Annotated in this window: 22 protein-coding genes and 2 pseudogenes; 12 read left to right on the top strand and 12 right to left on the bottom strand. The window is 65.4% G+C overall.

All coding sequences use genetic code 11. The features are described 5' to 3' along the window. Positions 1-176: 176 nt before the first annotated feature. The 5 genes from J3489_RS27090 to pxpB all read right to left on the bottom strand — a co-directional run bounded on the left by J3489_RS27090 (position 177) and on the right by pxpB (position 4,667). The gene (locus tag J3489_RS27090; RefSeq protein WP_207003424.1) at positions 177-1,133 is read right to left on the bottom strand and encodes a DUF979 domain-containing protein; all 957 of its coding nucleotides are present in this window, start codon (positions 1,131-1,133) and stop codon (positions 177-179) included. Further along, positions 1,130-1,903 carry a DUF969 domain-containing protein gene (locus J3489_RS27085; RefSeq protein WP_207003423.1) on the bottom strand — a complete coding sequence of 258 codons (774 nt, stop codon included), beginning with the start codon at positions 1,901-1,903 and terminating at the stop codon, positions 1,130-1,132. The genes J3489_RS27090 and J3489_RS27085 overlap by 4 nt, the downstream gene beginning before the upstream one ends. 262 nt (positions 1,904-2,165) lie before the next feature. Then, positions 2,166-2,918, bottom strand: coding sequence for a 5-oxoprolinase subunit PxpA (gene pxpA, locus J3489_RS27080; protein ID WP_207003422.1), 753 nt, complete (start codon positions 2,916-2,918; stop codon positions 2,166-2,168). 52 nt (positions 2,919-2,970) lie between these two features. After that, a complete protein-coding gene (locus J3489_RS27075) occupies positions 2,971-4,017 on the bottom strand; it encodes a 5-oxoprolinase subunit C family protein (protein ID WP_207003421.1) in 1,047 nt (348 codons plus the stop codon). Then, entirely contained in the window at positions 4,014-4,667 is a 654-nt protein-coding gene (pxpB, locus tag J3489_RS27070; RefSeq protein ID WP_207003420.1) for a 5-oxoprolinase subunit PxpB, read from the bottom strand. Before pxpB ends, J3489_RS27075 begins: the two co-directional genes overlap by 4 nt. A 236-nt stretch (positions 4,668-4,903) precedes the next feature. Here pxpB and J3489_RS27065 point away from each other — a divergent pair, with 236 nt between their 5' ends. Beyond that, positions 4,904-5,416 carry a winged helix DNA-binding protein gene (locus J3489_RS27065; RefSeq protein WP_207003411.1) on the top strand — a complete coding sequence of 171 codons (513 nt, stop codon included), beginning with the start codon at positions 4,904-4,906 and terminating at the stop codon, positions 5,414-5,416. A gap of 40 nt (positions 5,417-5,456) precedes the next feature. Here the strand turns inward: J3489_RS27065 and J3489_RS27060 are convergent, their stop codons facing one another. Beyond that, positions 5,457-6,089 (bottom strand): 5-formyltetrahydrofolate cyclo-ligase, encoded by a 633-nt coding sequence (locus J3489_RS27060; protein ID WP_207003409.1) that lies wholly within the window; start codon positions 6,087-6,089, stop codon positions 5,457-5,459. A 43-nt stretch (positions 6,090-6,132) separates the two neighbouring features. Between J3489_RS27060 and J3489_RS27055 the strand changes: the two genes are divergently transcribed. The 4 genes from J3489_RS27055 to J3489_RS27040 all read left to right on the top strand — a co-directional run bounded on the left by J3489_RS27055 (position 6,133) and on the right by J3489_RS27040 (position 11,091). Beyond that, positions 6,133-8,100 (top strand): lytic transglycosylase domain-containing protein, encoded by a 1,968-nt coding sequence (locus J3489_RS27055; protein WP_207003408.1) that lies wholly within the window; start codon positions 6,133-6,135, stop codon positions 8,098-8,100. A 119-nt stretch (positions 8,101-8,219) separates the two neighbouring features. Next, on the top strand, positions 8,220-9,176 hold the full coding sequence (locus tag J3489_RS27050; RefSeq protein ID WP_207003407.1) for a complex I NDUFA9 subunit family protein: 957 nt from the start codon (positions 8,220-8,222) through the stop codon (positions 9,174-9,176). A 32-nt stretch (positions 9,177-9,208) separates the two neighbouring features. Next, entirely contained in the window at positions 9,209-9,856 is a 648-nt protein-coding gene (locus J3489_RS27045) for a glutathione S-transferase family protein (protein WP_207003406.1), read from the top strand. Then, the gene (locus J3489_RS27040; RefSeq protein WP_207003405.1) at positions 9,853-11,091 is read left to right on the top strand and encodes a multifunctional CCA addition/repair protein; all 1,239 of its coding nucleotides are present in this window, start codon (positions 9,853-9,855) and stop codon (positions 11,089-11,091) included. The genes J3489_RS27045 and J3489_RS27040 overlap by 4 nt, the downstream gene beginning before the upstream one ends. Positions 11,092-11,116: 25 nt before the next feature. On the opposite strand, the gene J3489_RS27035 is transcribed toward J3489_RS27040, so the two are convergent. The 4 genes from J3489_RS27035 to J3489_RS27020 form a co-directional block, all read right to left on the bottom strand. Next, the gene (locus J3489_RS27035) at positions 11,117-11,449 is read right to left on the bottom strand and encodes a helix-turn-helix domain-containing protein (RefSeq protein ID WP_207003398.1); all 333 of its coding nucleotides are present in this window, start codon (positions 11,447-11,449) and stop codon (positions 11,117-11,119) included. Further along, positions 11,442-11,771 (bottom strand): type II toxin-antitoxin system RelE/ParE family toxin, encoded by a 330-nt coding sequence (locus J3489_RS27030; protein WP_242540339.1) that lies wholly within the window; start codon positions 11,769-11,771, stop codon positions 11,442-11,444. The genes J3489_RS27035 and J3489_RS27030 overlap by 8 nt, the downstream gene beginning before the upstream one ends. 83 nt (positions 11,772-11,854) lie before the next feature. Then, the gene (locus tag J3489_RS27025) at positions 11,855-12,049 is read right to left on the bottom strand and encodes a DUF2905 domain-containing protein (protein ID WP_207003395.1); all 195 of its coding nucleotides are present in this window, start codon (positions 12,047-12,049) and stop codon (positions 11,855-11,857) included. A gap of 16 nt (positions 12,050-12,065) precedes the next feature. Further along, positions 12,066-13,253: a class I SAM-dependent methyltransferase gene (locus J3489_RS27020; protein WP_207003392.1), complete on the bottom strand. Its 1,188-nt coding sequence runs from the start codon at positions 13,251-13,253 to the stop codon at positions 12,066-12,068. Between the two features lie 13 nt (positions 13,254-13,266). On the opposite strand from J3489_RS27020, the gene J3489_RS27015 reads away from it, so the two are divergent. The 7 genes and pseudogenes from J3489_RS27015 to copM all read left to right on the top strand — a co-directional run. Beyond that, complete coding sequence (locus tag J3489_RS27015) at positions 13,267-14,118, top strand: SDR family oxidoreductase (protein WP_207003385.1); 852 nt, start codon at positions 13,267-13,269, stop codon at positions 14,116-14,118. Between the two features lie 55 nt (positions 14,119-14,173). Beyond that, positions 14,174-14,569 carry a dihydroneopterin aldolase gene (locus tag J3489_RS27010; RefSeq protein WP_207003383.1) on the top strand — a complete coding sequence of 132 codons (396 nt, stop codon included), beginning with the start codon at positions 14,174-14,176 and terminating at the stop codon, positions 14,567-14,569. A 2-nt stretch (positions 14,570-14,571) separates the two neighbouring features. Continuing rightward, on the top strand, positions 14,572-15,567 hold the full coding sequence (gene ttcA, locus J3489_RS27005) for a tRNA 2-thiocytidine(32) synthetase TtcA (protein ID WP_207003381.1): 996 nt from the start codon (positions 14,572-14,574) through the stop codon (positions 15,565-15,567). A gap of 220 nt (positions 15,568-15,787) precedes the next feature. Beyond that, positions 15,788-16,498: pseudogene (locus J3489_RS27000) on the top strand (GNAT family N-acetyltransferase); the annotation flags it as partial. A 154-nt stretch (positions 16,499-16,652) separates the two neighbouring features. Beyond that, the gene (glmU, locus tag J3489_RS26995) at positions 16,653-18,014 is read left to right on the top strand and encodes a bifunctional UDP-N-acetylglucosamine diphosphorylase/glucosamine-1-phosphate N-acetyltransferase GlmU (RefSeq protein WP_207003378.1); all 1,362 of its coding nucleotides are present in this window, start codon (positions 16,653-16,655) and stop codon (positions 18,012-18,014) included. An 82-nt stretch (positions 18,015-18,096) separates the two neighbouring features. Beyond that, complete coding sequence (gene glmS / locus J3489_RS26990) at positions 18,097-19,914, top strand: glutamine--fructose-6-phosphate transaminase (isomerizing) (RefSeq protein ID WP_207003376.1); 1,818 nt, start codon at positions 18,097-18,099, stop codon at positions 19,912-19,914. 314 nt (positions 19,915-20,228) lie between these two features. Continuing rightward, positions 20,229-20,522: pseudogene (gene copM / locus J3489_RS26985) on the top strand (CopM family metallochaperone); the annotation flags it as partial. Between the two features lie 145 nt (positions 20,523-20,667). Here copM and J3489_RS26980 read toward each other — a convergent pair. Together J3489_RS26980 and J3489_RS26975 are read right to left on the bottom strand one after the other, a co-directional pair. Then, positions 20,668-20,958: a hypothetical protein gene (locus J3489_RS26980; protein ID WP_207003371.1), complete on the bottom strand. Its 291-nt coding sequence runs from the start codon at positions 20,956-20,958 to the stop codon at positions 20,668-20,670. Positions 20,959-21,108: 150 nt separating this feature from the next. Beyond that, positions 21,109-21,801: a glycine zipper 2TM domain-containing protein gene (locus tag J3489_RS26975; protein WP_207003368.1), complete on the bottom strand. Its 693-nt coding sequence runs from the start codon at positions 21,799-21,801 to the stop codon at positions 21,109-21,111. Between the last annotated feature and the right edge of the window lie 229 nt (positions 21,802-22,030).

Here is a 22,030-nt window from a genome sequence, read left to right as displayed (position 1 = left end):
ATGTCTCGTTCTCCATGTTCTGATCAATGAGAGAACGCAACATAACCAGCCCGATGACTGGCGAGATATAGGAGTAGTCCGAAATCCAGAAACTAGGCGATTCTTTTCTGGATGGCTCGCGAATCGTCCGCCACGCGTGGTGGTTCACCCACGCCACGCAGCGGACAAGTTCGCTTTCACAAGAACATCATGAAATTCAGCAGAAAGATATTCACGACCAAGAGCGCCAACCCCGTCGGCACCTGCACTTTGATCACGGCATTCTTATCGGGCAATTCGAGCAACGCCGCCGGCACGATGTTGAAGTTCGCCGCCATCGGCGTCATCAGCGTCCCGCAGTAGCCTGAGAACATCCCGATTGCCACCATCGTCGCCGGGTTGCCGTGGAACACGTTGACGAGGATCGGCACGCCGACGCCGCCCGTCATCACCGGAAACGCGGCGAAGCCGTTGCCCATCACCATCGTGAAGAGCGCCATGCCGATGCAATAGACGGCCACCGCGACGAGCCGGTAATCGAGGTCGATGTAGGCCGTCGTCACGTGCGCGACGGCCTTGCCCACCCCCGCATCGGAAAACACGAGCCCCAGCATGCCGAGCATCTGCGGCAGCACCGCGGCCCACGACAGCGCGTCGACGAGGCGTCGGGTCTCCTGCATCGACTGCCCGATCGTGTCGCGCGTGATCACGCACGCGATCGCGAGCGCGATCACGCAGCCGGCGCCGAAGCCGATCAGCGTCACGTTCTTCGGATCGACGAGCGGCGTGCCGCCGAAGACGAGATGGCTCGCGGCGAGCGTCACGATGACCGTGACCACCGGAATCGTCAGCGCGGGGACGAAGAGCTTGTTGCCGAGGCGCGTTGCGCTGGCGCGGCGGACGTCTTCGGGCAGCATCTTCGGCTTGCCTGCCGTCACGCCGCCGAAGCCGGCGATGAGCGCCATCAGGATCACGAGCGCGCCGACCACGTCGACCGGCAGCTGGTCGCCGATCAGAAAGATCAGCGCATAGAGAATCCAGAAGCCGCCTGCGGAGAATCGCCGCGGGTGCGCGCGGTCGACGAGAATCATCCCGCCGACGATCAGCAACACGATGCCGACGAGCCAGAAGAGATAGTTGAGCGTGATCGTCATGCCTCGTCTCCTGCGGCTTTCGCCGCTTCTTGAGCGGCTTGTTTCGCGTCTTCTTCCGGCGCAATCGAGTGCGCGGCATGCCGCCCGCCCAGTTCTTTTTCGAGCCGCCGATCGAGCAGATACAACCTGAAGCCGTGGATCAGGAACGCGCAGATCGCGGTCGGGATGCCCCACACGGCGACGTGCTGCGGCTCGACGCTGATGCCCGCTTCCTTGAGGAAGGTGACCATCAGCACGATCGCGCCGAACGCAACGAAGATGTCCTCGCCGAAGAAGAGGCCGACGTTATCGGCAGACGCCGCGTAGGCGCGCAGCCGGAAGCGCACGGCGTCGCTGATCTTGCCGAAGCGGGTTTCGGTCGCGCCTTCGGCCATCGGCGCGAGCAGCGGCCGCACCATCTGCGGATGGCCGCCGAGCCCGGTCAGCCCGACCGCGGCGGTCAGCTCGCGCACGAGCAAGTAGATGATCAGAAGACGCCCGGCGGTCGCCGCCTTGATGCTCGCGATCCACATCTGCGCACGCTCGCGCAGCCCGTGCCGCTCGAGCAGGCCGATCACCGCGAGCGGCAGAAACAGGATGATCGGAATGTTGCGGGTCTTCAGAAAGCCGCTGCCGATCGCGGCGAGGATCTTGTCCGGCGGAAAATGCGCGGCGAGCGCGGTGACGATCGAGGCGGCCGCGACGATCAGCATCGGATTGAAGCGCAACAGGAATCCGATGATGATCACGGCTACCCCGATCAGCGGCCAAAGGCTGACGGTGGTCTGCATGTAATTGTCTCCAAACGGTGTCAAACCAAACCGCCGCAGGGCTTGCCCCGGTGCGCGGGTGGCGCACGACGCATGCCATGCGGCGAACCTCCTCGGAAGCGCGGCACGGATAAGTGTCGCGGGTTTGCTTCGTGCGGCTCTTCTGATCGTTGCTTTGGTTTTCTGGCCGCTGGGACTGCACTTGGCAGACGCCCCGCAAGGAGCGGGGCGTCTGCCGTACTGCGATGCCGGGTGTCGGCTGCGTTCTCCGCGGGTTCCGGACTCAGGCCCGCAGCGCGCTTGCGGCGTGCACCTCGATGCCGTTGGCTTCGAGCGCCGTGCGAATCCGCCGCGCGAAAGCAAGGGCGTGCGGGCCGTCGCCATGGAGGCAGATCGTCTGTGCGTTGAGCGGCACCCACTTGCCGTCGATCGCCTTCACCCTCCGGTCGCGCACCATCGTGAGCGTACGCTCGAGCATTTCGTCTTCGTCGTCGATCATTGCGCCGGGCTGGCTGCGCGGCACGAGCGAGCCGTCGGAGCGGTAGCCGCGGTCGGCGAAGACCTCTTCGACGGCAATGAGCCCGGCGCGCCGCGCCGCGTCCACGAAGCTGCTGTTCGCGAGGCCGAACACGGCCACCAACGGATCGAAGTCATGCACCGCCGATACGATCGCGTCGGCGATCGCCGGGTCGCGCGCGGCCTGGTTATAGAGCGCGCCGTGCGGCTTCACGTGGACGATGCGCCCGCCCTCGGCCTGCGCGATCGCGGACAGGGCGCCGAGCTGGTAGAGCACGCCGGCGTAAATGTCGCCGGCCGGCAGATCCATTTCCTTTCTGCCGAAGTTCTCGGGATCGTTGAAGCTCGGATGCGCGCCGATCGACACGCCCTTCTGGACGGCCCAGCGCACGCAATCGCGCATTGCGTTGGCGCCGCCCGCGTGCCAGCCGCACGCAATGTTTGCCGAGCTGACGTAATCCAGCAGCGCCTCGTCGAATCCGCAGCCTTCGCCGAGATCGGCGTTCAAATCGATTTCCATGGTGGTGACCTCATCTAGTGATGCTATGGCCTGTTATCAGCGTGAACAGGTCCTAAGCGGCACGCGTCTCTTTGCGCAGCCGCTCCTCATGCATGGCGATCGCGACGTCGATCTGCCGCAAATACGCCCGTTCTTCGTGGAACGCGTAAAGCGCTTCTTCTTGCGCTGTCGGGATGAAGCGGATGCTGCCGTTCAAGCGCACCTGCGCGAGCTTCCAGAGATCCGCGCGAATCACCGCGCCGATCTTCGGGTAGCCGCCCGTGGTTTGCGCGTCGCTCATCAGCACGATCGGCTGGCCGTTGGGCGGCACCTGGATCGTGCCCGGCAGCACCGCGTGCGACAGCAGATCGCCTTGCCGCGTGCGCGCGAGCTGCGTGCCCGCGAGGCGGTAGCCCATGCGATTGCTGTTCGGCGTCACGACCCATTCGTCTGTCCAGAACGCGCTTTGCGCGTCTGCCGTGAAGCTGTCGTATTCCGGGCCGCGCAAGACGCGGATCGGCACCGCCCAGTCGGCCCCCGCGCCGTGCTTGCCGCGCCGCACCGGTTCGTGGGCGAACAGGACGAAGCGGCACCACTCGGGCGCTTTCACGCCGAACTCGGGCGCATCCGGCGCCACGCTCGCACCGCTCGAGAACAGGTTGCCGATCGGCAGGCGGTCGCCGTCCTTCAGCGCCCGGCCGCCCAGGCCGCCGAAGCGCGCGCCCAGATCGGTGCTGCGCGAGCCGAGCATCGGCAGCACGTCGATGCCGCCCGCGACGCAAACATACGCCCGCATCCCGCGTTTCGCCGCGTGCAAGATCAGTTCCTGGCCGGCCTTCACCGGCAGGCTCCACCACGAGTAGACCGGTTTGCCGTCGAGCGTCGAGCCGAACTCCGTGCCGGTGATGGCCACGCGCGTGGCGCGCGCGAAGCGCAGGACCGTGGGGCCCACGGTCACTTCGAGCGCCGCCGCCTGCGGCCGGTTGCCGACGAGGCGGTTGCCGACTTCGAGCGCGAGCGTGTCGAGCGCGCCGCCGAGCGCGATGCCGAGGTGCCGCCAGCCGGGCCGTCCGAGATCCTGGATCGTCGTGAGAAGCCCCGCGCGAATGACGTCGATCATCGATGGAGCCCCGCGACGGTAAAGCGCACCCGGTCGCCCGGCTGCAAGAGCGTGGGCGGCGTGCGCGCCGGATCGAACAGCGGGAGCGAGGTGCGGCCGATCAACTGCCAGCCGCCGGGCGCTGCCGCCGGATAGATGCCGGTCTGCGCGCCGCCGATGCCGACCGACCCGGCCGGCACTTCGAGCCGCGGCGCGGCGCGCCGGGGCGTGTGCAAGGCGTCTGCGAGCCCGCCCAGGTACGCGAAGCCCGGCTGGAAGCCGAGGAAGAACACGACGTAGTCGCCCGCCGCGTGGCGCTCGACCACTTCGTCCGGCGTGAGCCCGGTGTGCTCGGCGACCGCGAGCAGATCCGGCCCGAACTCGCCGCCGTACTGAACCGGCACTTCGACTTCGCGGCCCGCCACCGCTGCGTCCGGCTCGCGCTCCATGGCGGCGGCGAGCTCGGCGGCGAGCGTCTCGCTGTCGGCGGCGAGCGGGTCGAACACGATCGTCAGGTTGTTCATGCCGGGCACGACTTCAAGCACATGCGGCCACCGCCGCGCGGCCTCGGCCGCGGCCCAGATGCGCCGCTGGCAATCGAGCGTCGCGGGCGGCGGCGTCTCGCAGACCAGCGCGGTGTCGCCGAACGGATAAATACGCGGTTGACTCATCGGTATGAAGAGTGATTGGACGGTGGCGGCCTGGGGCGAACCGAGCGTGCCCCCTGTCGATCAGAGTTGGCGCTTTAGCCCCTACTCTGATCCCATGCAAAGCTACCAAGGTTGCTAGGATACATTGTCAATAAAATATTGAGATTTTCCCAATAAGCGTTTTTGCTAGGAGCGCAACGACTTATGCGCGTCGTACACTTCGGCTCACCTTTCTTTCATCTTGAAATTCGCCGAACATGTCGCGTCACCCGACCAAGATCGTTTCCTCGGAACATCTCGTCTCTGAAACGAGTGCGGAATTATCCGAGTTCGAATATGGCCTCATCATGGCAAGCAACGCGTTCAACCGCTGGATGGTGCGCTGCATGTCGGCCGCGGGCGCGAAGGACATGACGGCGATCGAAGTCTCGCTGCTGCATCACGTGAGCCATCGCGAGCGCAAGAAGAAGCTCGCGGACATCTGCTTCGTGCTGAATATCGAAGATACGCACGTCGCCACGTACGCGTTGAAGAAGCTGCTGGCTAGAGGGTACGTAAAAAGCGAAAAGACAGGCAAGGAAGTGTTCTTTTCCGCCACCCAGGCGGGGCGCGACCTGTGCCTCAAGTATCGCGAGGTGCGCGAGAGCTGCCTGATCGCCACGCTCAAGGAAAGCGGCCTGACCAACGAGCAAATCGGCGAGGCCGCGCAGCTCATGCGCAACGCGTCTGGTTTGTACGACACCGCAGCGAGGGCAGCGGCGTCGTTATGAAGCAGTCTTTGGCGTGCGCGGAACGAAGGTGAGCGCGCGCTCAGCCTGCCCGATTCGCCTGGCCCGCCCGCATTGGCTCCGGCGCGCTGAAATAGCTTCCTGTATCCGTGATGATCGCGTCGAGCGGCACGTCGTGCGTCTCGCGCGGCAACGCGCTCGTCCGGCACGCCTCGAACGCGACGCCCACCGTGACCGGCCGCTTGCCGCCCGGCCATGCGGCAAGCGTGCGGTCGTAGTAGCCGCCGCCATAGCCGAGCCGATAGCCGTCGTCGTCGAAGGCCACGCAGGGCACGAGCAGCAGATCGGGCGCCAGCACCCGCGCCGACTCCGGTTCGGGAATCCGGTGATGGCCGATTTTCATCGGCGCGCCCGGCACCCACTCATGAAATTCGAGCGCCGTGCCGATAACCGGAATGACGGGCAGCGCGGCCTGTCGATGCGCGTCGAGCGATAGCCACTGAGCCAGCGCATCGCGCGCGTCGAATTCGCCGTCGAGCGGCCAGTAAAAACCGGCGACGCGCGGTGCATAGTGTTCCAAAATATCGAGGACACGAGCGCCGAGCGCAGCCTGGCTGCCGGGCGCGCAGAGCGCGGTTTTACGCGCTGCGAGCAGCGTTTTTCGCAGCTCGCTTTTGCGTTTTGCCGCGGGGTTGCGTGCTATCCTTTCGCTCAATTTTGTGCTCCAGAAACAACGCAGAAACAACGAAGAAACAACGATGTCCAACCGACTCCATCGAGTATATCGCGCGCTCAGCTATGCTCTTGCCGCTGCGACGCTCGTCGCTTGCGGCACGGCTTCCGCCGTGCGTCCCGCCCCTCTCTCCCAGCTCTCCGGCGACGATCAAATCTTCATCCAGTTGCGTGAAGCCGCCCGCAACAACGATCCCGATCGCGCGGCGCAACTGGCGAGCATGATCCCGAATTATCCGGCGCCTTCGTATCTCGAGTACTTCCAGATCAAGCCGCAATTGTTCGACGGCTCGGGGCACGCGAAGATCGATGCGCCGGATGCGCCGGTGCTGTCGTTCCTGCAGCGCTACGACGGCACGGCGATCGCCGACCGTCTGCGCAACGACTACCTCACCGTGCTCGGCGCGCGCCACGACTGGCGCAACTTCGACCAGCAATACGCGCGCTTCGTGCTGAACGACGACACGCAGGTGAAGTGCTACGCGCTCGAATCGAAGCTGTCGCGCGGCGAGAACGTCGCCGATGCGGCGCGCGCGCTGCTCGTCGAGCCGAAGTGGTACGGCGACGGCTGCGTCGACCTGATCACGGCGCTCGCGAGCAGCCAGCAGTTCACGCCGAACGACGTCTGGCAGCAGATCCGTCTGTCGTACGAGCAGGACCAGACGACGACGGGCAGCACGCTTGTCGATGCACTCGGCTCGGCCGCGCCGGACCCGACGCTCTTCCAGCAGGCCACCACCACGCCGCCGCTCTTGCTTGCCAAGGGCGTGACGCCCGACTCGACCTCGCATCAACTGGCGCTGCTCGCGATCACGCGCATGGCGGCCAACGATCCGGCCACGGCTGCGGCCACGTTCGCCGCGGTCGCGCCGTCGCTCGCGTCGCCCGAGCGTGCGATCGGCTGGGGCACGATCGCCTATCAGGCGGCGGCCAAGCAGATGCCGGGCGCGGTCGACTGGTTCCGGCTGTCGGCGAATGCACCGCTTTCGTACCCGGCGTACGAATGGCGCGTGCGCAGCGCGCTGCTCGCCGGCGACTGGACGATGGTGCGCTGGTCGATCGAACAGATGCCGGCCGAGCTGCGCGCTCGCCCGGCGTGGGTCTACTGGCATGGGCGCGCCTTGAAGCAGCTCGGCGACACCGTGAACGCCAACCAGGACTTCGAGCAGATCGCGGGAAACTTCAATTTCTACGGCCAGCTCGCTTCCGAAGAGCTCGGTCAGAAGATCATCATTCCGCCGCAAACGAAGGTGACGGACGCGGAAGTCGAGCAAGCGGCCCAGACGCCGGGCTTCGCGCTCGCGCAGCGCTTCTACGCGCTGAACCTGCGGCTCGAAGGCAATCGCGAGTGGAACTGGCCGCTGCGCACCATGACCGACCGGCAGCTCCTCGCCGCCGCCGAGTACGCGCGCCGTATCGAGCTGTATGACCGCACCGTGAACACGGCCGATCGCACGCAGGTCGAGCACGACTTCTCGCTGCGCTACCTGTCGCCGTTCCGCGACATCGTCCAGAGCGACGCGCAGACCACCGGGCTCGACGTCGAATGGGCATACGGGCTGATCCGCCAGGAATCGCGCTTCATCATCAACGCGCGTTCGGAAGTCGGCGCGGGCGGTCTAATGCAGCTGATGCCGGGCACGGCGCAAATGGTGGCGAAGAAGATCGGCCTGGGCTCGATTTCGCGCGCGCAGATGAACGACATCAACACCAATATCCTGCTCGGCACGAACTATTTGTCGATGATCTACAATCAATTCGACGGTTCCGCCGTGCTCGCCACGGCCGGCTACAACGCCGGTCCCGGCCGTTCGCGCCAGTGGAAGGCCAATCTGCCGCGCGGGGTGGAAGGCGCGATTTTCGCGGAAACGATTCCGTTCAACGAGACCCGCGATTACGTCAAGAACGTGCTGTCGAACACGGTCTATTACGCGGCGCTGTTCGAAGGCAAGCCGCAATCGCTGAAAGAGCGGCTCGGCTACATCATGCCCTGACGCCTAACGTGCATCGCCGCCGCGCGGGCCGTCCCATACTGGGGCGGCTCGCAACCGCGCGGCGAACCGGCCTTAGCGCCAGCCGTTGCAGCGGCGTCTCTCCACCCAGGGAGTCGAAGATGCGACACCAATCCATTGCACTCATCGGCGGCTCGGGTTTCATCGGCAGCCATCTCACGAACGCGCTGGTCGCTGCCGGCAAAGACGTGCGCATTGCCACACGCCGCCGCCAGAACGCCAGCCACCTCACGCTGCTCCCGATCGACGTCATCGAAGCCGACGTGTCGGACCCCGTGCAACTCGCGCGCTTCGTCGAGGGGGCGGACGCGGTCGTCAATCTGGTCGGGATTCTGAATGGCGGCAACGGCGACCCTTACGGTCCCGGGTTCGCCAAGGTGCACGTCGAACTGCCGTCGAAGATCGTCGCGGCGTGTGAAGGCAAGGGCGTGCATCGCCTGATTCATATCAGCCCGATCGGAGCCGATCCGCGCGGACCGAGCATGTATCTGCGCTCGAGAGGCGACGGCGAGAAGGCGGTGCGAGCGTCGACTTCGCTTGCGACGACGATTTTCCGCTTGTCGGTCGTGTTCGGTCCGGAAGACACGTTTCTCAACAAGCTCGCGTTCCTGCAGCGCGTCTTTCCCGTGATTCCGCTCGCCAAGCCGGACGCCAAGTTCCAGCCGGTCTATGTCGGCGACGTGGTGAAGGCGATCGTCAACGTGCTCGATCTCGATGCCGCGAGCGGGCATACTTACGAACTCGGCGGCCCGGCGGTGTACACGCTGGAGCAACTGGTCAAGTTCTGCGGCGCAACGATCGGCCGCAACGCGCGCATCGTCCGCTTGCCGGACGCGTTCGCGCGGCTTCAGGCGCTCTCGTTCGAGATGCTTCCCGGAGAGCCAATGCTCACGCGCGACAATCTCGATTCGATGAAGATCGACAGCGTGATGCACGGGCCGCTAGCGCCGGAACTGGGGGTCGAGCCGGTCGGAATCGACGTGATTGCGCCGGTGTACCTGAGCGGCGCGTCGCTGCGTTCGCGCTTCAACGCGTTTCGCGCCAATGCTGGCCGCTAAGCCGTTCCCTCAACCCTCCTCTCGCCTAAAACATGAAGCTGATAATCGGTGACAAGAACTATTCGTCGTGGTCGATGCGTCCGTGGGTGTTGATGAAGCATTTCGGCATTCCGTTCGAGGAAGTCCTGATCTGGCTGAACGAGCCCGACACGAATGCGCGCATTCTCGAGCATTCGCCGTCGGGCAAGGTGCCGTGTCTCGTCGGCGATGACGGCCGCTCGGTCTGGGAAACGCTTGCGATCTTCGAGACGCTCGCCGAGCGCTATCCGCAGCACGCACTATGGCCGCGCGATGCGGCGGCGCGCGGGCAAGCGCGCAGCATCTCCGCGGAAATGCACGCGGGGTTCGGCGAAATGCGCGCGTCGATGTCGATGAACATTCGCGCGGCCCGGCCCGGCAAGGGCGCGACGCCGGGCGCGCTCGCCGATGTGGCGCGCGTCGATGCGATCTGGCGCGAGTGCTTGGCCATTCACGGCGGCCCGTTCCTGTTCGGCGAGTTCGGCATTGCCGATGCGATGTACGCGCCGGTCGTGATGCGGTTCAGGACCTACGAGCCGAAGCTGTCCGGCGAGGGGCGGGCGTACGCGGCGCGAATCGCTGCGCTGCCGGCGGTGGCCGCGTGGATCGAAGACGCGATGCGCGAACCGCATCCCGTCGCCTATCTCGACCAATACGAATGAATATCTTCGCGGTAGGCGGCGCGATCCGCGACGAACTGCTCGGCATGCCCGTGTCCGACCGCGACTACGTCGTGGTCGGCGCGACGCCCGAGCAGATGGTCGCACAGGGATTCCGTCCGGTCGGCAAGGATTTTCCGGTGTTCCTGCATCCGGACACGCACGAGGAGTACGCGCTCGCGCGCACCGAGCGCAAGACCGCGGCCGGCTATCACGGCTTTCAGTTCTTCTACGCGCCCGATGTCACGCTCGAGGAAGACCTCGCGCGCCGCGACCTGACGATCAACGCGATGGCGCGCGCGGTGCGTCCGGACGGCGAGCTGACCGGACCTGTCGTCGATCCGTTCAACGGGCAGGCGGATTTGGAGGCGCGGATTTTCCGGCACGTCGGCGCGGCGTTCGTCGAAGATCCGGTGCGCGTCTTGCGGCTCGCGCGCTTTGCCGCGCGCTTTCACGACTTCGCGGTGGCGCCGGAGACGCTCGGGCTGATGAAGTCGATGGTCGCGGCCGGCGAAGTCGATGCGCTCGTGCCGGAGCGAGTCTGGCAAGAGGTGTCGCGCGGGTTGATGGAAAAGAAGCCGTCGCGGATGTTCAGCGTGCTGCGCGAGTGCGGCGCGCTGGCGCGGATTCTGCCGGAGATCGACAACCTGTTCGGCGTGCCGCAGCGCGCCGACTATCACCCGGAGGTGGATACCGGGGTGCACGTGATGATGGTCGTCGATCACGCGGCGGCGCAGGGTTACGCGCTGACCGTGCGTTTTGCCGCGCTCACGCACGATCTCGGCAAGGCGACCACGCCCGAGGACGTGCTGCCGCGCCATATCGGCCACGAAGGGCGCAGCGTCGAATTACTGAAGCCGCTCTGCGACCGCTTGCGCGTGCCGAACGATTGCCGCGAGCTGGCGCTCCTGGTCGCGCGCGAGCACGGCAACATTCATCGCGTGATGGAGATGGGGGCGGCGGCGCTCGTGCGCCTCTTCGAACGCAGCGACGCGCTGCGCAAGCCGGCGCGGTTCGCGGAATTCCTGCAGGCGTGCGAGTCGGACACGCGCGGGCGGCTCGGGTTCGAAAGGCGCGAGTTTCCGGAGGCCGGGCGGTTACGCGATGCGTTGATCGCGGCGCGCGCGATCAACGCTGGGGCAGTTGCGCAGACCTGCGCGGGCCAGCCGGAGCGGATCAAGGCAGCGGTGCATCAGGCGCGCGTGGCCGCGGTGGCGAAGGTGATCGGGGCGGCGTGATGCCGCCCTTGGCGTGCCGCCGCCATCAAGCGAACGTGATCACCAGCTTTTTGCCGCATGCGGCGGCGTACTTGCGAAGCGTGGCGAACGACGGCGAATGTTTTTCGCTGGTCAGGGACGCTTCGAGCCGCGACACCGCGGACGCGGTCGTGCCCATCCGTTCGGCGATCTGCGCCTGCGTCAGCCCGGCCTCGCGGCGCGCCGAAAGGATCGCCCGAAGCGCCGAGTATTCGTCGTCGAGCGCGTCGTAGGCTTCCTTGACCGCGGGATTGACGAGCATGCGCGCCGTGTCTTCGGCCGTGTGCGGCACAGGGTTGAAAACCTCGGTGCGAGCACGCTTGGTTTGTGCCTTAGCCATTCTTTACCTCCTTCAGACGCGCGCGGGCCTTGCGCAATTCATGTTGTGGCGTTTCCTGCGTTTTCTTCACGAAGGAATGCAAGACGACCACGCGATGGTCCATTTGCGTGCAATAGAAAACGCGCCCGATGCCTTCGCGGCCCCTGGGGCGCAACAACTCGAACAGGCCATCGCCCATCGCGCGCGAATGAGGCATGCACAAATTCGCCCCGAACTCTTGCATCAAGTCGAGTAGCCGAAGGTAGTCCGCGAGAACGCTTGAGGGCAGGTCAAAGACATCCCGTTTGACCCGCTCGTTGTAGTAGGTGACGGTCCAGTTCATAGGTATGTTAGCAAATTTGCTAACATACGGCAAAGGCCGCTACCGCTGAATTCGGCCAAACGGCCAACGCGCCTCGCGGCACATCAAAACAACCGCACCAGCAAAGAAACCACGAGCGACACCACCACCGTCGACATAAACGGAAACGGATACTCCCGTCCGCCGATCTTCAGCGTGAAATCGCCCGGCATCCTGCCGATTCCGATCTTCTTGAGCCACGGCCACGAGCCGGACAGGATCGCGACCGCGATGAAGGTGGTGAAGAGCCAGCGGATCATCGCGCGCCGCTCGAACTCAAAGCGTATGCGAGCGGTCGCCGCGCGCGAAGGCGTCGAGCGTGCCGTCGATGCCGCGCGAGAACGCGATCACTTTGAAAAGCTCGCCCATTTCCGCTTCCGAGATCAGCTTCTGCACCGCGTTGGCTGCGGGCAGAAAGCGGGCGGCGTCGCTGGGATCGAACTCGGCGAGCGCGTCGGTGATGCCGGCGTTCAGCAGGAAGCGCGCTTGCGACGTGTAGCCGAGGAGATCCGCGCCGGTCTCGACGCCGGCCTCGGCGATCCCGGTGAATTCGACGTGAGCGGTAATATCCTGCAGGCCGGGGTAGACGAACGGATCGCCGTGCGCGCGGTGCCGGTAGTGGCACATCAGCGTGCCTTGCGCGCGCTGCGGATGGTAGTACTCGTGGCGCGGAAAGCCGTAATCGATGAAAAAAGCCGCGCCGCGCGCGAGCATCGTGCAAATCGTTCGCGTGAAGGCCTTGCCCGCTTCGTGCGTTTCGGTCACGTAGTCGCCGGCGATTCCGGCTTCGGCGAGAAAGGCAACGTCCGCCGGTGTGGTCACGGGGCGGTCTTCGAACGCGAGCGTGTCGCCTTTGAGCGCGGCGCCGCGCTCGTGCCACGCATCGCCCGCGTGCGAGAACAGGCGCACCGGCATGGCGTCGAGCACTTCGTTGCCGATCACGACGCCTTCGAACGTCTCGGGCAGCGCGTCGAGCCAGCGCACGCGCGACGCGAGCGACGGCGCCTCTTGTTCGATCGTTTCGCGCTGCCGCTCACGCAGCTCGCCCGACAGATCGACGATCGAGTAGCTGTCGAACGGGGCGCCGAGCGCGTCGAGCGCGGTCAACAGGCCCGCCGCGAGCTTGCCCGTGCCCGCGCCGAACTCCATCAGATGCCGCGTGCCGCTTGCGTCGAGCGCCTGCGCAAGCGGCCGCGCGAGCGTCGCAGCGAAGAGCGGCGACAGCTCGGGCGCGGTGACGAAGTCGCTGCCGTCCTCGGCGCGGCGCCCGAACTTGACGGCGCCACCGCTGTAGTAGCCGAGTCCCGGGGCGTACAGCGCGCGCGCCATGTAGCGATCGAACGGCAGCCAGCCGCCGGCTGCCGCGATTTCGCCGCTGATCAGCGCGACGAGCTTTTCGGACGCGCCGAGCGCGGTGGGACCGGGAGCAGGTAAACTGTCGCGTTGGTGAGCTTTTTGATTCATCCCGGCATTGTAAATGACCGTCCCATCCGACATCTCCGGCAATTCCGCGGCTAACCGCACCGCCGCGGCTGCGGAACGCTCCGGCGGGCGCGGCGCCGCACGCGCCGTGCTGATTACCGGCGCCGCCCGCCGCATCGGCCGGGCGCTCGCGCTCGGCTTTGCCGCGCGCGGCTGGGACGTCGCCGTGCATTTCAGCACGTCGCGCGAGGAAGCGGAGGGGCTCGTCGCCGAAATCGGCGCGCTCGGCCGCCGCGCGGTGGCCCTGCAGGCGGATCTGGCCGTCGAGGCGGAGGTGGCGCGGCTCGTGCCCGCTTGCGTGGCGGCGTTCGGCGGGCTGTCGTGCGTCGTCAACAACGCGTCGCGCTTTGCCGAAGACACGGCGCAGGACGTGGGTTACGACAATCTGCTGAAGTCGATGGCGATCAACGTCGGCGCGCCGCTCGCGCTGGCGCGCGCGTTGTATGACGCGACGCCGGCGTCGGCCGCTGCCGACGAAAGCCGGCGCGCGGTCGTCATCAACGTGCTGGACCAGAAGCTCTATAACTTGAATCCCGACTATCTGTCGTACACGCTTTCGAAGGCCGCGCTGCACACGGCGACGGTGACGCTCGCGCAGGCGCTCGCGCCGAAGGTGCGGGTGGTCGGCCTGGCGCCGGGGCTGACGCTCCAGTCCGCCGGCCAGACGCCCGAGGGCTTCGCGGCCGCGCACCGCGTGACGCCGCTTGGCCGCGCGTCGCGGCCCGAGGATCTGGTGGCGGCGGCCTGCTATCTCGCCGACGCGCCGGGCGTGACCGGCACGACGCTCGTCGTCGACGGCGGGCAGCACCTCGTGCCGCTGCCGCGCGACGTGATGTTTTTGACTTGAGCTTGTGAACGGCGCCTTAGCGTGCCCGCCACGCACTTTTTAGACTGGAACGAACATGGTTGCCGCACTCTCGCACCCCCGGCTCGCCGACTGCCGCAGGCTCTTCCTGCGCAACTACGAGGTGCACATCAACATCGGCGTGCACGACTTCGAGAAGCGCGGCGAACAGCGCGTCGTCATCAACGTCGAGCTGTTCGTACCGCTCGCGCTGTCGACGCCGGTCGAAGACAAGCTGCGCGAAGTCGTCGACTACGATTTCATGCGCGCGACGATCGCGAAGCGTGTCGAGCAGGGACACATCCACCTGCAGGAGACGCTCTGCGACGACGTCGCGAAAGCGATGCTCGCCCACCCGCAAGTGCGCGCTGTGTGCGTCTCGACCGAAAAGCCCGACGTTTATCCGGACTGCGACGCCGTGGGCGTCGAAGTCTTCCGCATCAAAGAGGACTGAGCATGAACGCTCCTGAGATCGTGACCGGCGGCGTCCACACCCCCGACGCCGCCGGCGGCGAAGCCGACACCCGCCGCGCGCTCACGCGCCGCGAGCAAAAAGAGGCGTACGAGAACAACAAGCTCTTCAAGCGCCTCGCGCGCCTCGTCGGCCAGGCGATCGGCGACTACAACATGATCGAGCACGGCGACAAGGTGATGGTGTGCCTGTCGGGCGGCAAGGACAGCTACGCGATGCTCGACATCCTGATGCGCCTGCGCGAGCGCGCGCCGATCGATTTCGACATCGTCGCCGTGAATCTCGACCAGAAGCAGCCCGGCTTTCCCGAGCACGTGCTGCCCAAGTACCTGACCAAGCTGGACGTCCCGTTCCATATCGAGAACCAGGACACGTACAGCATCGTCAAGCGGCTCGTGCCCGAGGGCAAGACGACTTGCTCGCTGTGCTCGCGGCTGCGGCGCGGGATTCTGTACCGCGTCGCGGGCGAGCTCGGAGCGACGAAGATCGCGCTCGGCCACCATCGCGACGACATCCTGCAGACGCTGCTGCTGAACCTGTTCTACGGCGGCAAGCTGAAGGGGATGCCGCCGAAGCTGCAGTCGGACGACGGCAAGAACATCGTGATCCGCCCGCTCGCGTACGTGAAGGAGACGGACCTCGAGAAATACGCCGAGCTGCGCGAGTTTCCGATCATCCCGTGCAACCTGTGCGGCAGCCAGCCGAACCTGAAGCGCGCGGAGATGAAGGCGCTGATTCGCGACTGGGACAAGCGCTTCCCGGGCCGCGTCGACAATATGTTCAACGCGCTGTCGACCGTCGTGCCGTCGCACTTGATGGATGCGAAGCTGTTCCCGTTCACGGGCCTGCGCGCAACGGGCGAGGCCGACCCGCTCGGCGATATCGCGTTCGACGAAGAGCCGTGCTCGACCGATGCCTCGGAGGGCATCGGCGGCCCAGGCAGCAAGCCGATTTCGATCGTCCAGTTCGATGATCTTTGATCAGGGATGGCGCGAAAACGATCGCGCCATTTTCTATTCCGGCATCGCTGCGCAGGACGCGCCGATGCGGCGAATCAAGCTGATTTTCCGGGCGCCGCGCGCATGGTCTCTGGTACCAAGAATAGGGGTTGCCGTGGATCTTTCACTAGTGCCACGATTTTCGTAAATTGGTGGTTTGTCAGGCACGCCGCCCGTGCTTCACTCCGCTAAGGAATCGGTCATGGCATTCACGAACCCCTACCAGCAACCCATCGGCGAACCGGTTCCCGAATGGACCGCGCGTCCGCAGCCGCCGCGCGTTTCCCTCGAAGGGCACTATTGCCGGCTCGAGCCGCTCGATGCCCCGAAGCACGCCGCCGATCTCTACGACGCCTACAGCCGCGCCGAAGACGGCCGCGACTGGACCTACATGTCGTCCGGGCCGTTCGCCGACGCGGCTGCGTACCGCGAGTACGCCGAGCGGATCGCCGCCGGCCGTGACCCGATGCACTACACCGTTATCGATCTGCAAACGCGGCGGGCGGTCGGCACGCTGGCGCTGATGCGCATCGATCCGGTCAACGGCGTGATCGAAGTCGGTTTTGTCGCGTTTTCGCCGATGCTCAAGCGCACCAAGGTCTCGACCGAGGCGCAGTACCTGCTGATGAAGCACGTGTTCGACGATCTCGGCTATCGCCGCTACGAATGGAAGTGCGACAGCCTGAATGCGCCTTCGCGCCGGACGGCGGCGCGTCTCGGCTTCCAGTTCGAAGGGATCTTCCGCCAGGCGATCGTCTACAAAGGGCGCAGCCGCGACACCGCGTGGTTCTCGGTCATCGACAAGGAATGGCCCGCACGTCGCGCGGAATTCGAGCAATGGCTCGCGCCGGAGAACTTCGACGAAGCGGGCAGGCAGCGCAAGTCGCTGACCGACATTCGCGGCGCGCGAGCTGCAAGCGAATAGCACGTGGCGACATCCGGCCGTCGCTGCCGGAAACGCGATGTTCATCCGAGGAAAGAGCGTGTGGATGGCCTCACGGCAGCCGTTGGCGTCAGAACCCACATGCTAAAATAGCCGGCTCGAAACTCCTCCCTTCGCCGATGCCATGAACATCGTGATTTTGGCGGCAGGCACCGGCAAGCGCATGCGTTCGGCGCTGCCCAAGGTGCTCCATCCTCTGGCCGGCAGGCCGCTTCTGTCCCATGTAATCGATACCGCACGCACGCTGAAACCCGGGCGGCTCGTCGTCGTGGTCGGCCATGGCGCCGAGCAGGTCCGCGAGGCCGTCGCCGCGCCCGACGTGCAGTTCGTGCTGCAAGCCGAGCAGCTCGGCACCGGACATGCGGTCCAGCAGGCGCTGCCGCTCCTCGATCCCGCGCAGCCGACGCTCGTGCTCTACGGCGACGTGCCGCTCACGAAGTCGACCACGTTGAAGCGCCTGACCGACGCGGCCGTGGAAGGCCGCTACGGCGTGCTCACCGTGACGCTCGACGATCCGACCGGTTACGGGCGCATCGTTCGCGATTCGGCCGGCTACGTCCAGCGCATCGTCGAGCAGAAGGACGCCACGCCCGAGCAGCAGAAGATCCGCGAGATCAACACGGGCATCGTCGTGACGCCCACGGCGCAGCTCGCGATGTGGCTTGCGTCGCTCAAGAACGACAACGCGCAGGGCGAGTTCTACCTGACGGACGTCGTCGAGCGCGCAATCGAAGCCGGCTTCGATATCGTGACGACGCAGCCCGACGATGAATGGGAAACGCTCGGCGTGAACAGCAAGACGCAGCTCGCCGAGCTCGAGCGCGTGCATCAGCGCAACGTCGCCGACGCGCTGCTCGCAGCCGGCGTGACGCTTGCCGACCCGGCGCGGATCGACGTGCGCGGCACGCTCGAAGCGGGGCGCGACGTGTCGATCGACGTGAACTGCGTGTTCGAAGGCCGCGTGACGCTGGCCGACAACGTGACGATCGGCCCGAACTGCGTGATCCGCGACGCCGCGATCGGCGCGGGCACGCGTATCGACGCGTTCACACATATCGAAGGCGCGCAGGTCGGGGCACAGGTCGTGCTCGGGCCGTACGCGCGGCTGCGGCCGGGCACGGCGCTCGCGGACGAAGCGCACGTCGGCAACTTCGTCGAAGTGAAGAACGCGGTGCTGGGCCGCGGCTCGAAGGCCAATCATCTGACCTATATCGGCGACGCGGACATCGGCGCGCGCGTGAATGTAGGCGCGGGCACCATCACCTGCAATTACGACGGCGCGTTCAAGCACCGCACCGTGATCGAAGACGATGTCTTCGTCGGGTCCGATACGCAGCTGGTCGCGCCGGTGCGCGTCGGGCGCGGCGTGACGATCGCCGCGGGCACGACGGTCTGGAAGGATGTGCCCGACGGCATGCTCGTTCTGAACGACAAGACGCAAACGTCGAAGAGCGGCTATGTGCGCCCGACGAAAAAGAAAGGCTGATCTGCACGTCAGGTAGCGGAGCCGGCGCGCGTGTCATGTACGCCGGCGGCGCGGAACACTCATAAGCAAAGGATCGAAATCCATGTGCGGCATTGTTGGCGCAGTAGCGCAACGTAACATCGTTTCCATACTGGTCGAAGGACTGCGCCGCCTCGAGTATCGCGGCTACGATTCGTGCGGCGTCGCCGTGCTGGCCGAAGGCGCCCCGCGCCGCGCCCGCAGCGTCGCACGCGTGGCGGATCTCGACGCGCAGGTGCACGAGTCGAAACTCGACGGCGTGACGGGCATCGCGCACACGCGCTGGGCGACGCACGGCGCGCCCGTCACCGATAACGCGCACCCGATCTTCTCGCGCGACACCGTGGCGCTCGTGCACAACGGCATCATCGAAAACTTCGAGTCGCTGCGCGAGATGCTGCGCGGCAAGGGCTACGTGTTCGTCTCGCAGACCGATACCGAAGTCGTCACGCACCTGATTCACAGCCTCTATGCTGGCGACTTGTTTGCGGCTGTGCGCGAGGCCGTCAAACAGTTGCACGGCGCGTTCGCGATCGCCGTGATTCATAAGGACCAGCCGCATACGGTGGTCGGCGCGCGTCAGGGCTCGCCGCTCGTCGTGGGCCTGGGGGACGGCGAGAACTTCCTCGCGTCGGATGCGCTCGCGCTGGCGGGCAGCACCGAGCGCTTCATCTTCCTCGAAGAAGGCGACGTGTGCGAGCTCTCGCTCGACGGCGTGAAGATCGCAGGTCGCGACGGGAAGGGCGCCGAGCGGGAAGTGCGCAATGTCGTGGCCTACGGCGGCGCGGTCGAACTCGGGCCGTATCGTCACTTCATGCAGAAGGAAATCTTCGAACAGCCGCGCGCGATCGGCGACACCATCCCGCAAGCCGAAGCCTTCGATTCATCGATCTTCGGCGAAGGCGCTGGCGCGGTATTCGGCGATATCGACAGCCTGCTGATTCTCGCGTGCGGCACGAGCTACTACTCGGGGCTGACCGCCAAGTACTGGCTCGAATCGATCGCCAAGATCCCGACGCAAGTCGAAATCGCGAGCGAATACCGGTATCGCGACTCGGTGCCGAACCCGAGGTCGCTCGTCGTCGTGATCTCGCAATCAGGCGAAACAGCGGACACGCTGGCCGCGCTCAAGCACGCGCAGGATCTGGGGCATCGCCATACGCTTTCCGTTTGCAACGTGGGCACGAGCGCGATGGTGCGGCTGACCGGGCTGTCGTTCCTGACGCGTGCGGGCCGCGAGATCGGCGTGGCGTCGACGAAGGCCTTCACGACGCAGCTCGTCGCGCTGTTCGTGCTGGCGGCGACGCTCGGCAAGCAGCGCGGGCATGTCGACGCTGCGCAGGAAGCGAACTACATCAGGCAATTGCGCCACTTGCCGGCGGCGTTGAACAGCGTGCTGGCGCTGGAGCCGCAGATCATCGCGTGGTCGGAAGAGTTTGCGCGCAAGGAGAATGCGCTCTTCCTCGGCCGCGGGCTGCACTATCCGATCGCGCTCGAAGGGGCGCTCAAGCTCAAGGAAATCTCGTACATCCACGCAGAGGCGTATCCCGCCGGCGAGTTGAAGCATGGGCCGCTCGCCCTCGTGACCGAGGCGATGCCGGTCGTCACGGTGGCGCCGAACGATGCGCTGCTCGAAAAGCTCAAGTCGAACATCCAGGAAGTGCGGGCGCGCGGCGGCCAGCTGTATGTGTTCGCCGATGCGGATACGAAGATCGTCAACGACGAGGGCCTGCATGTGATCCGGATGCCGGAGCACTACGGTCTGCTGTCGCCGATTCTGCACGTCGTGCCGCTGCAACTGCTTGCGTATCACACGGCGTGCGCGCGCGGGACGGATGTCGACAAGCCGCGCAATCTGGCGAAGTCGGTGACGGTGGAGTAAGGCGCGAAAGCGGCTTCAATTGGCTGCTGACATGGATCAGTTTCTTTTACGCTTCCCCAGCAAAGTTTCTTTTACGAGGGTGTTGGTAGCCGACAAGCCTTATCTGACAGGGCGTAAGCCAAACTAATCATCAAAGGGCGCTGGAGTGAATTTCAGCTCCCTTTGTTTGCATTGGACCTCCCGATTTGGTTCGGAGGAGACCTCGAAGGCTTGCAGGCTGGCATGCTTTTCGAAATTGCAACGCCGGGACCTGCTCAAAGCCCGCGTAATTCGCCCGCCATCAGCCGTTCCATCGCCTCCCGCATCTTGCGGCGATGAACATGTCCAGTTCGGCGGAAACCAGGTCAGGCCCGTCGACAGCTGCGTTCAAGGAGGCTGACGAGCGCATGATGAAAGGCATGAGTGCCCCAGCGTACACCGGAGATGCCGACAAGGATTTCGTGTCCCACATGATTCCCCATCATCAGGGCGCCATCGAGATGGCGGAGGTGGAACTGAAATATGGCAAGGACCCGGGGCTGCGGCGGTTGGCCAAAAATATCATCAACGCCCAGCACGACGAAATCGGCTTTATGCAGAGATGGCATGCGAAACACGGCGGCAAATGACCGCCTGGTCAATGCCGACGAACGCACATCAAGGGGGGATTCGAACACGCTTGAGCTTGCGCTGACAGGATGAACACCCGATTTGGATGCGCGTGGAATCCCGTCCGCGAGCATTCAGTCGCTATCGGGCGCAGCCATCGGTGAATCAGTCGTCATCGTCACCATGATGATGGTGCTCCCATCCACGGTGGCGACCGTGGTCATGCCACCTGCGCTCGTCGTCGTAATCCCCTTCATAGCGGTAACCGTAGCCGTAGCCGTAGGCCGGGGCTGGCGCGTAGACCACCGGTGGCGCCTCGTACACGACTGGGGGTGGTGCGACATAGACGGGGCCGGGCACGCCCAGATAAACTCCAATGTCAGCATGGGCGAGCGCCGCGCTGGATACGCACGCAGCGGAAAGGCCCACTGCCAGAAAAAGCACAGCGCGCTTCATGAAGTTCTCCTGGCCTGCTCACTTCTGGCGGGTGCCAGACAATGGCGAACGATGCGGATTTTAGCGGTGGCGCGTGGAAGCAGGTGCGGCTGAAATGTCAAAACTGTAACCGGCAGTAACCCGCTGTGATACTGCCGGTTCCGACCATGCTTACGACGCGGTCAGGGAGTCGCCCGAGACACGGACACGTTCACCGACCTGAACCGGAGGCTGCGTCGAGTAGGTGAAATTCCGGTAGCTGCCGTCCTGCATTCTTACCTGCACCTGGTAGGTCGTAGACTTGCGCACCGCATGCTCGATGCCATTGCCCGCAAGCCCGCCACCGACCGCGCCAGCAATCGTTGCCAGAACACGACCGCGTCCTGCACCGAACTGATTTCCCAGCAGCCCGCCAGCAACAGCGCCGCCTACGGCTCCGAGCCCCGTCGTCGGCTCGGGTTCCTGGACTGCGTTGACGGCGACAACCTCCCCGGCATTCGGGTCAACTGCTACTGGCCTTGGAGCGGTTTGAGCCTGACTTTGATAGGTATCGTTGTTCGCATACCTCGGAGCCTGCTCAACCGGAGCGCTACGGTGATGATGGACGCGCGGCTGGGCTGGCGCCTCCTGCGTCGCGCGCTGTTCAACGTATGGTTGCGGAGAAGTGACCGGCCCGCTGGCAACCGGGGCGGCGGCCGGTACAGCTTGCGTCGGAGGCGCCGTAACAGCTCGTGAAGCGGGCAGCATTCCGGTCATCGCTGCAATGCCGGTCGCACTGGCGAGGATAACGGCCACGGCCGCACCTGCGACCAGGGGATGGATGCGACCGCGCGGCGGCATGTTCGAGGCGACGTTCGTGTTCATTGCGAGCTCCACTGGGATGTGCCTGCAATAACGTCACAGCAGCGGGGATGGTGTACCCGCCAGCACAATGCTTTGTAAGCATTTGTACCGTCCTAGCCTCCGCAACCCGGCGCAATCCAGCGCGCCTGAAAGCTCGGACGCCCCCCAGTGCATGACAGCGACGATGGAGTGCCGAGCGTCAGTCGGTTAGGCTCGAAGCTCAGGCGACGCCGGAATAAGTGCTTCCACC

Source organism: Trinickia mobilis, assembly GCF_017315705.1.
In the GTDB taxonomy this organism is placed as follows: Bacteria; Pseudomonadota; Gammaproteobacteria; order Burkholderiales; family Burkholderiaceae; genus Trinickia_A; species Trinickia_A mobilis.
This window is presented reverse-complemented; position numbering and strand designations above follow the sequence as displayed.

Coding starts and splice junctions, on each gene's coding strand:
- J3489_RS27090 (WP_207003424.1), bottom strand. CDS start 1,133: ATGACGATCACGCTCAACTATCTCTTCTGGCTCGTCGGCATCGTGTTG.
- J3489_RS27085 (WP_207003423.1), bottom strand. CDS start 1,903: ATGCAGACCACCGTCAGCCTTTGGCCGCTGATCGGGGTAGCCGTGATC.
- pxpA (WP_207003422.1), bottom strand. CDS start 2,918: ATGGAAATCGATTTGAACGCCGATCTCGGCGAAGGCTGCGGATTCGAC.
- J3489_RS27075 (WP_207003421.1), bottom strand. CDS start 4,017: ATGATCGACGTCATTCGCGCGGGGCTTCTCACGACGATCCAGGATCTC.
- pxpB (WP_207003420.1), bottom strand. CDS start 4,667: ATGAGTCAACCGCGTATTTATCCGTTCGGCGACACCGCGCTGGTCTGC.
- J3489_RS27065 (WP_207003411.1), top strand. CDS start 4,904: ATGTCGCGTCACCCGACCAAGATCGTTTCCTCGGAACATCTCGTCTCT.
- J3489_RS27055 (WP_207003408.1), top strand. CDS start 6,133: ATGTCCAACCGACTCCATCGAGTATATCGCGCGCTCAGCTATGCTCTT.
- J3489_RS27050 (WP_207003407.1), top strand. CDS start 8,220: ATGCGACACCAATCCATTGCACTCATCGGCGGCTCGGGTTTCATCGGC.
- J3489_RS27045 (WP_207003406.1), top strand. CDS start 9,209: ATGAAGCTGATAATCGGTGACAAGAACTATTCGTCGTGGTCGATGCGT.
- J3489_RS27040 (WP_207003405.1), top strand. CDS start 9,853: ATGAATATCTTCGCGGTAGGCGGCGCGATCCGCGACGAACTGCTCGGC.
- J3489_RS27035 (WP_207003398.1), bottom strand. CDS start 11,449: ATGGCTAAGGCACAAACCAAGCGTGCTCGCACCGAGGTTTTCAACCCT.
- J3489_RS27030 (WP_242540339.1), bottom strand. CDS start 11,771: ATGAACTGGACCGTCACCTACTACAACGAGCGGGTCAAACGGGATGTC.
- J3489_RS27025 (WP_207003395.1), bottom strand. CDS start 12,049: ATGATCCGCTGGCTCTTCACCACCTTCATCGCGGTCGCGATCCTGTCC.
- J3489_RS27020 (WP_207003392.1), bottom strand. CDS start 13,253: ATGAATCAAAAAGCTCACCAACGCGACAGTTTACCTGCTCCCGGTCCC.
- J3489_RS27015 (WP_207003385.1), top strand. CDS start 13,267: ATGACCGTCCCATCCGACATCTCCGGCAATTCCGCGGCTAACCGCACC.
- J3489_RS27010 (WP_207003383.1), top strand. CDS start 14,174: ATGGTTGCCGCACTCTCGCACCCCCGGCTCGCCGACTGCCGCAGGCTC.
- ttcA (WP_207003381.1), top strand. CDS start 14,572: ATGAACGCTCCTGAGATCGTGACCGGCGGCGTCCACACCCCCGACGCC.
- glmU (WP_207003378.1), top strand. CDS start 16,653: ATGAACATCGTGATTTTGGCGGCAGGCACCGGCAAGCGCATGCGTTCG.
- glmS (WP_207003376.1), top strand. CDS start 18,097: ATGTGCGGCATTGTTGGCGCAGTAGCGCAACGTAACATCGTTTCCATA.
- J3489_RS26980 (WP_207003371.1), bottom strand. CDS start 20,958: ATGAAGCGCGCTGTGCTTTTTCTGGCAGTGGGCCTTTCCGCTGCGTGC.
- J3489_RS26975 (WP_207003368.1), bottom strand. CDS start 21,801: ATGAACACGAACGTCGCCTCGAACATGCCGCCGCGCGGTCGCATCCAT.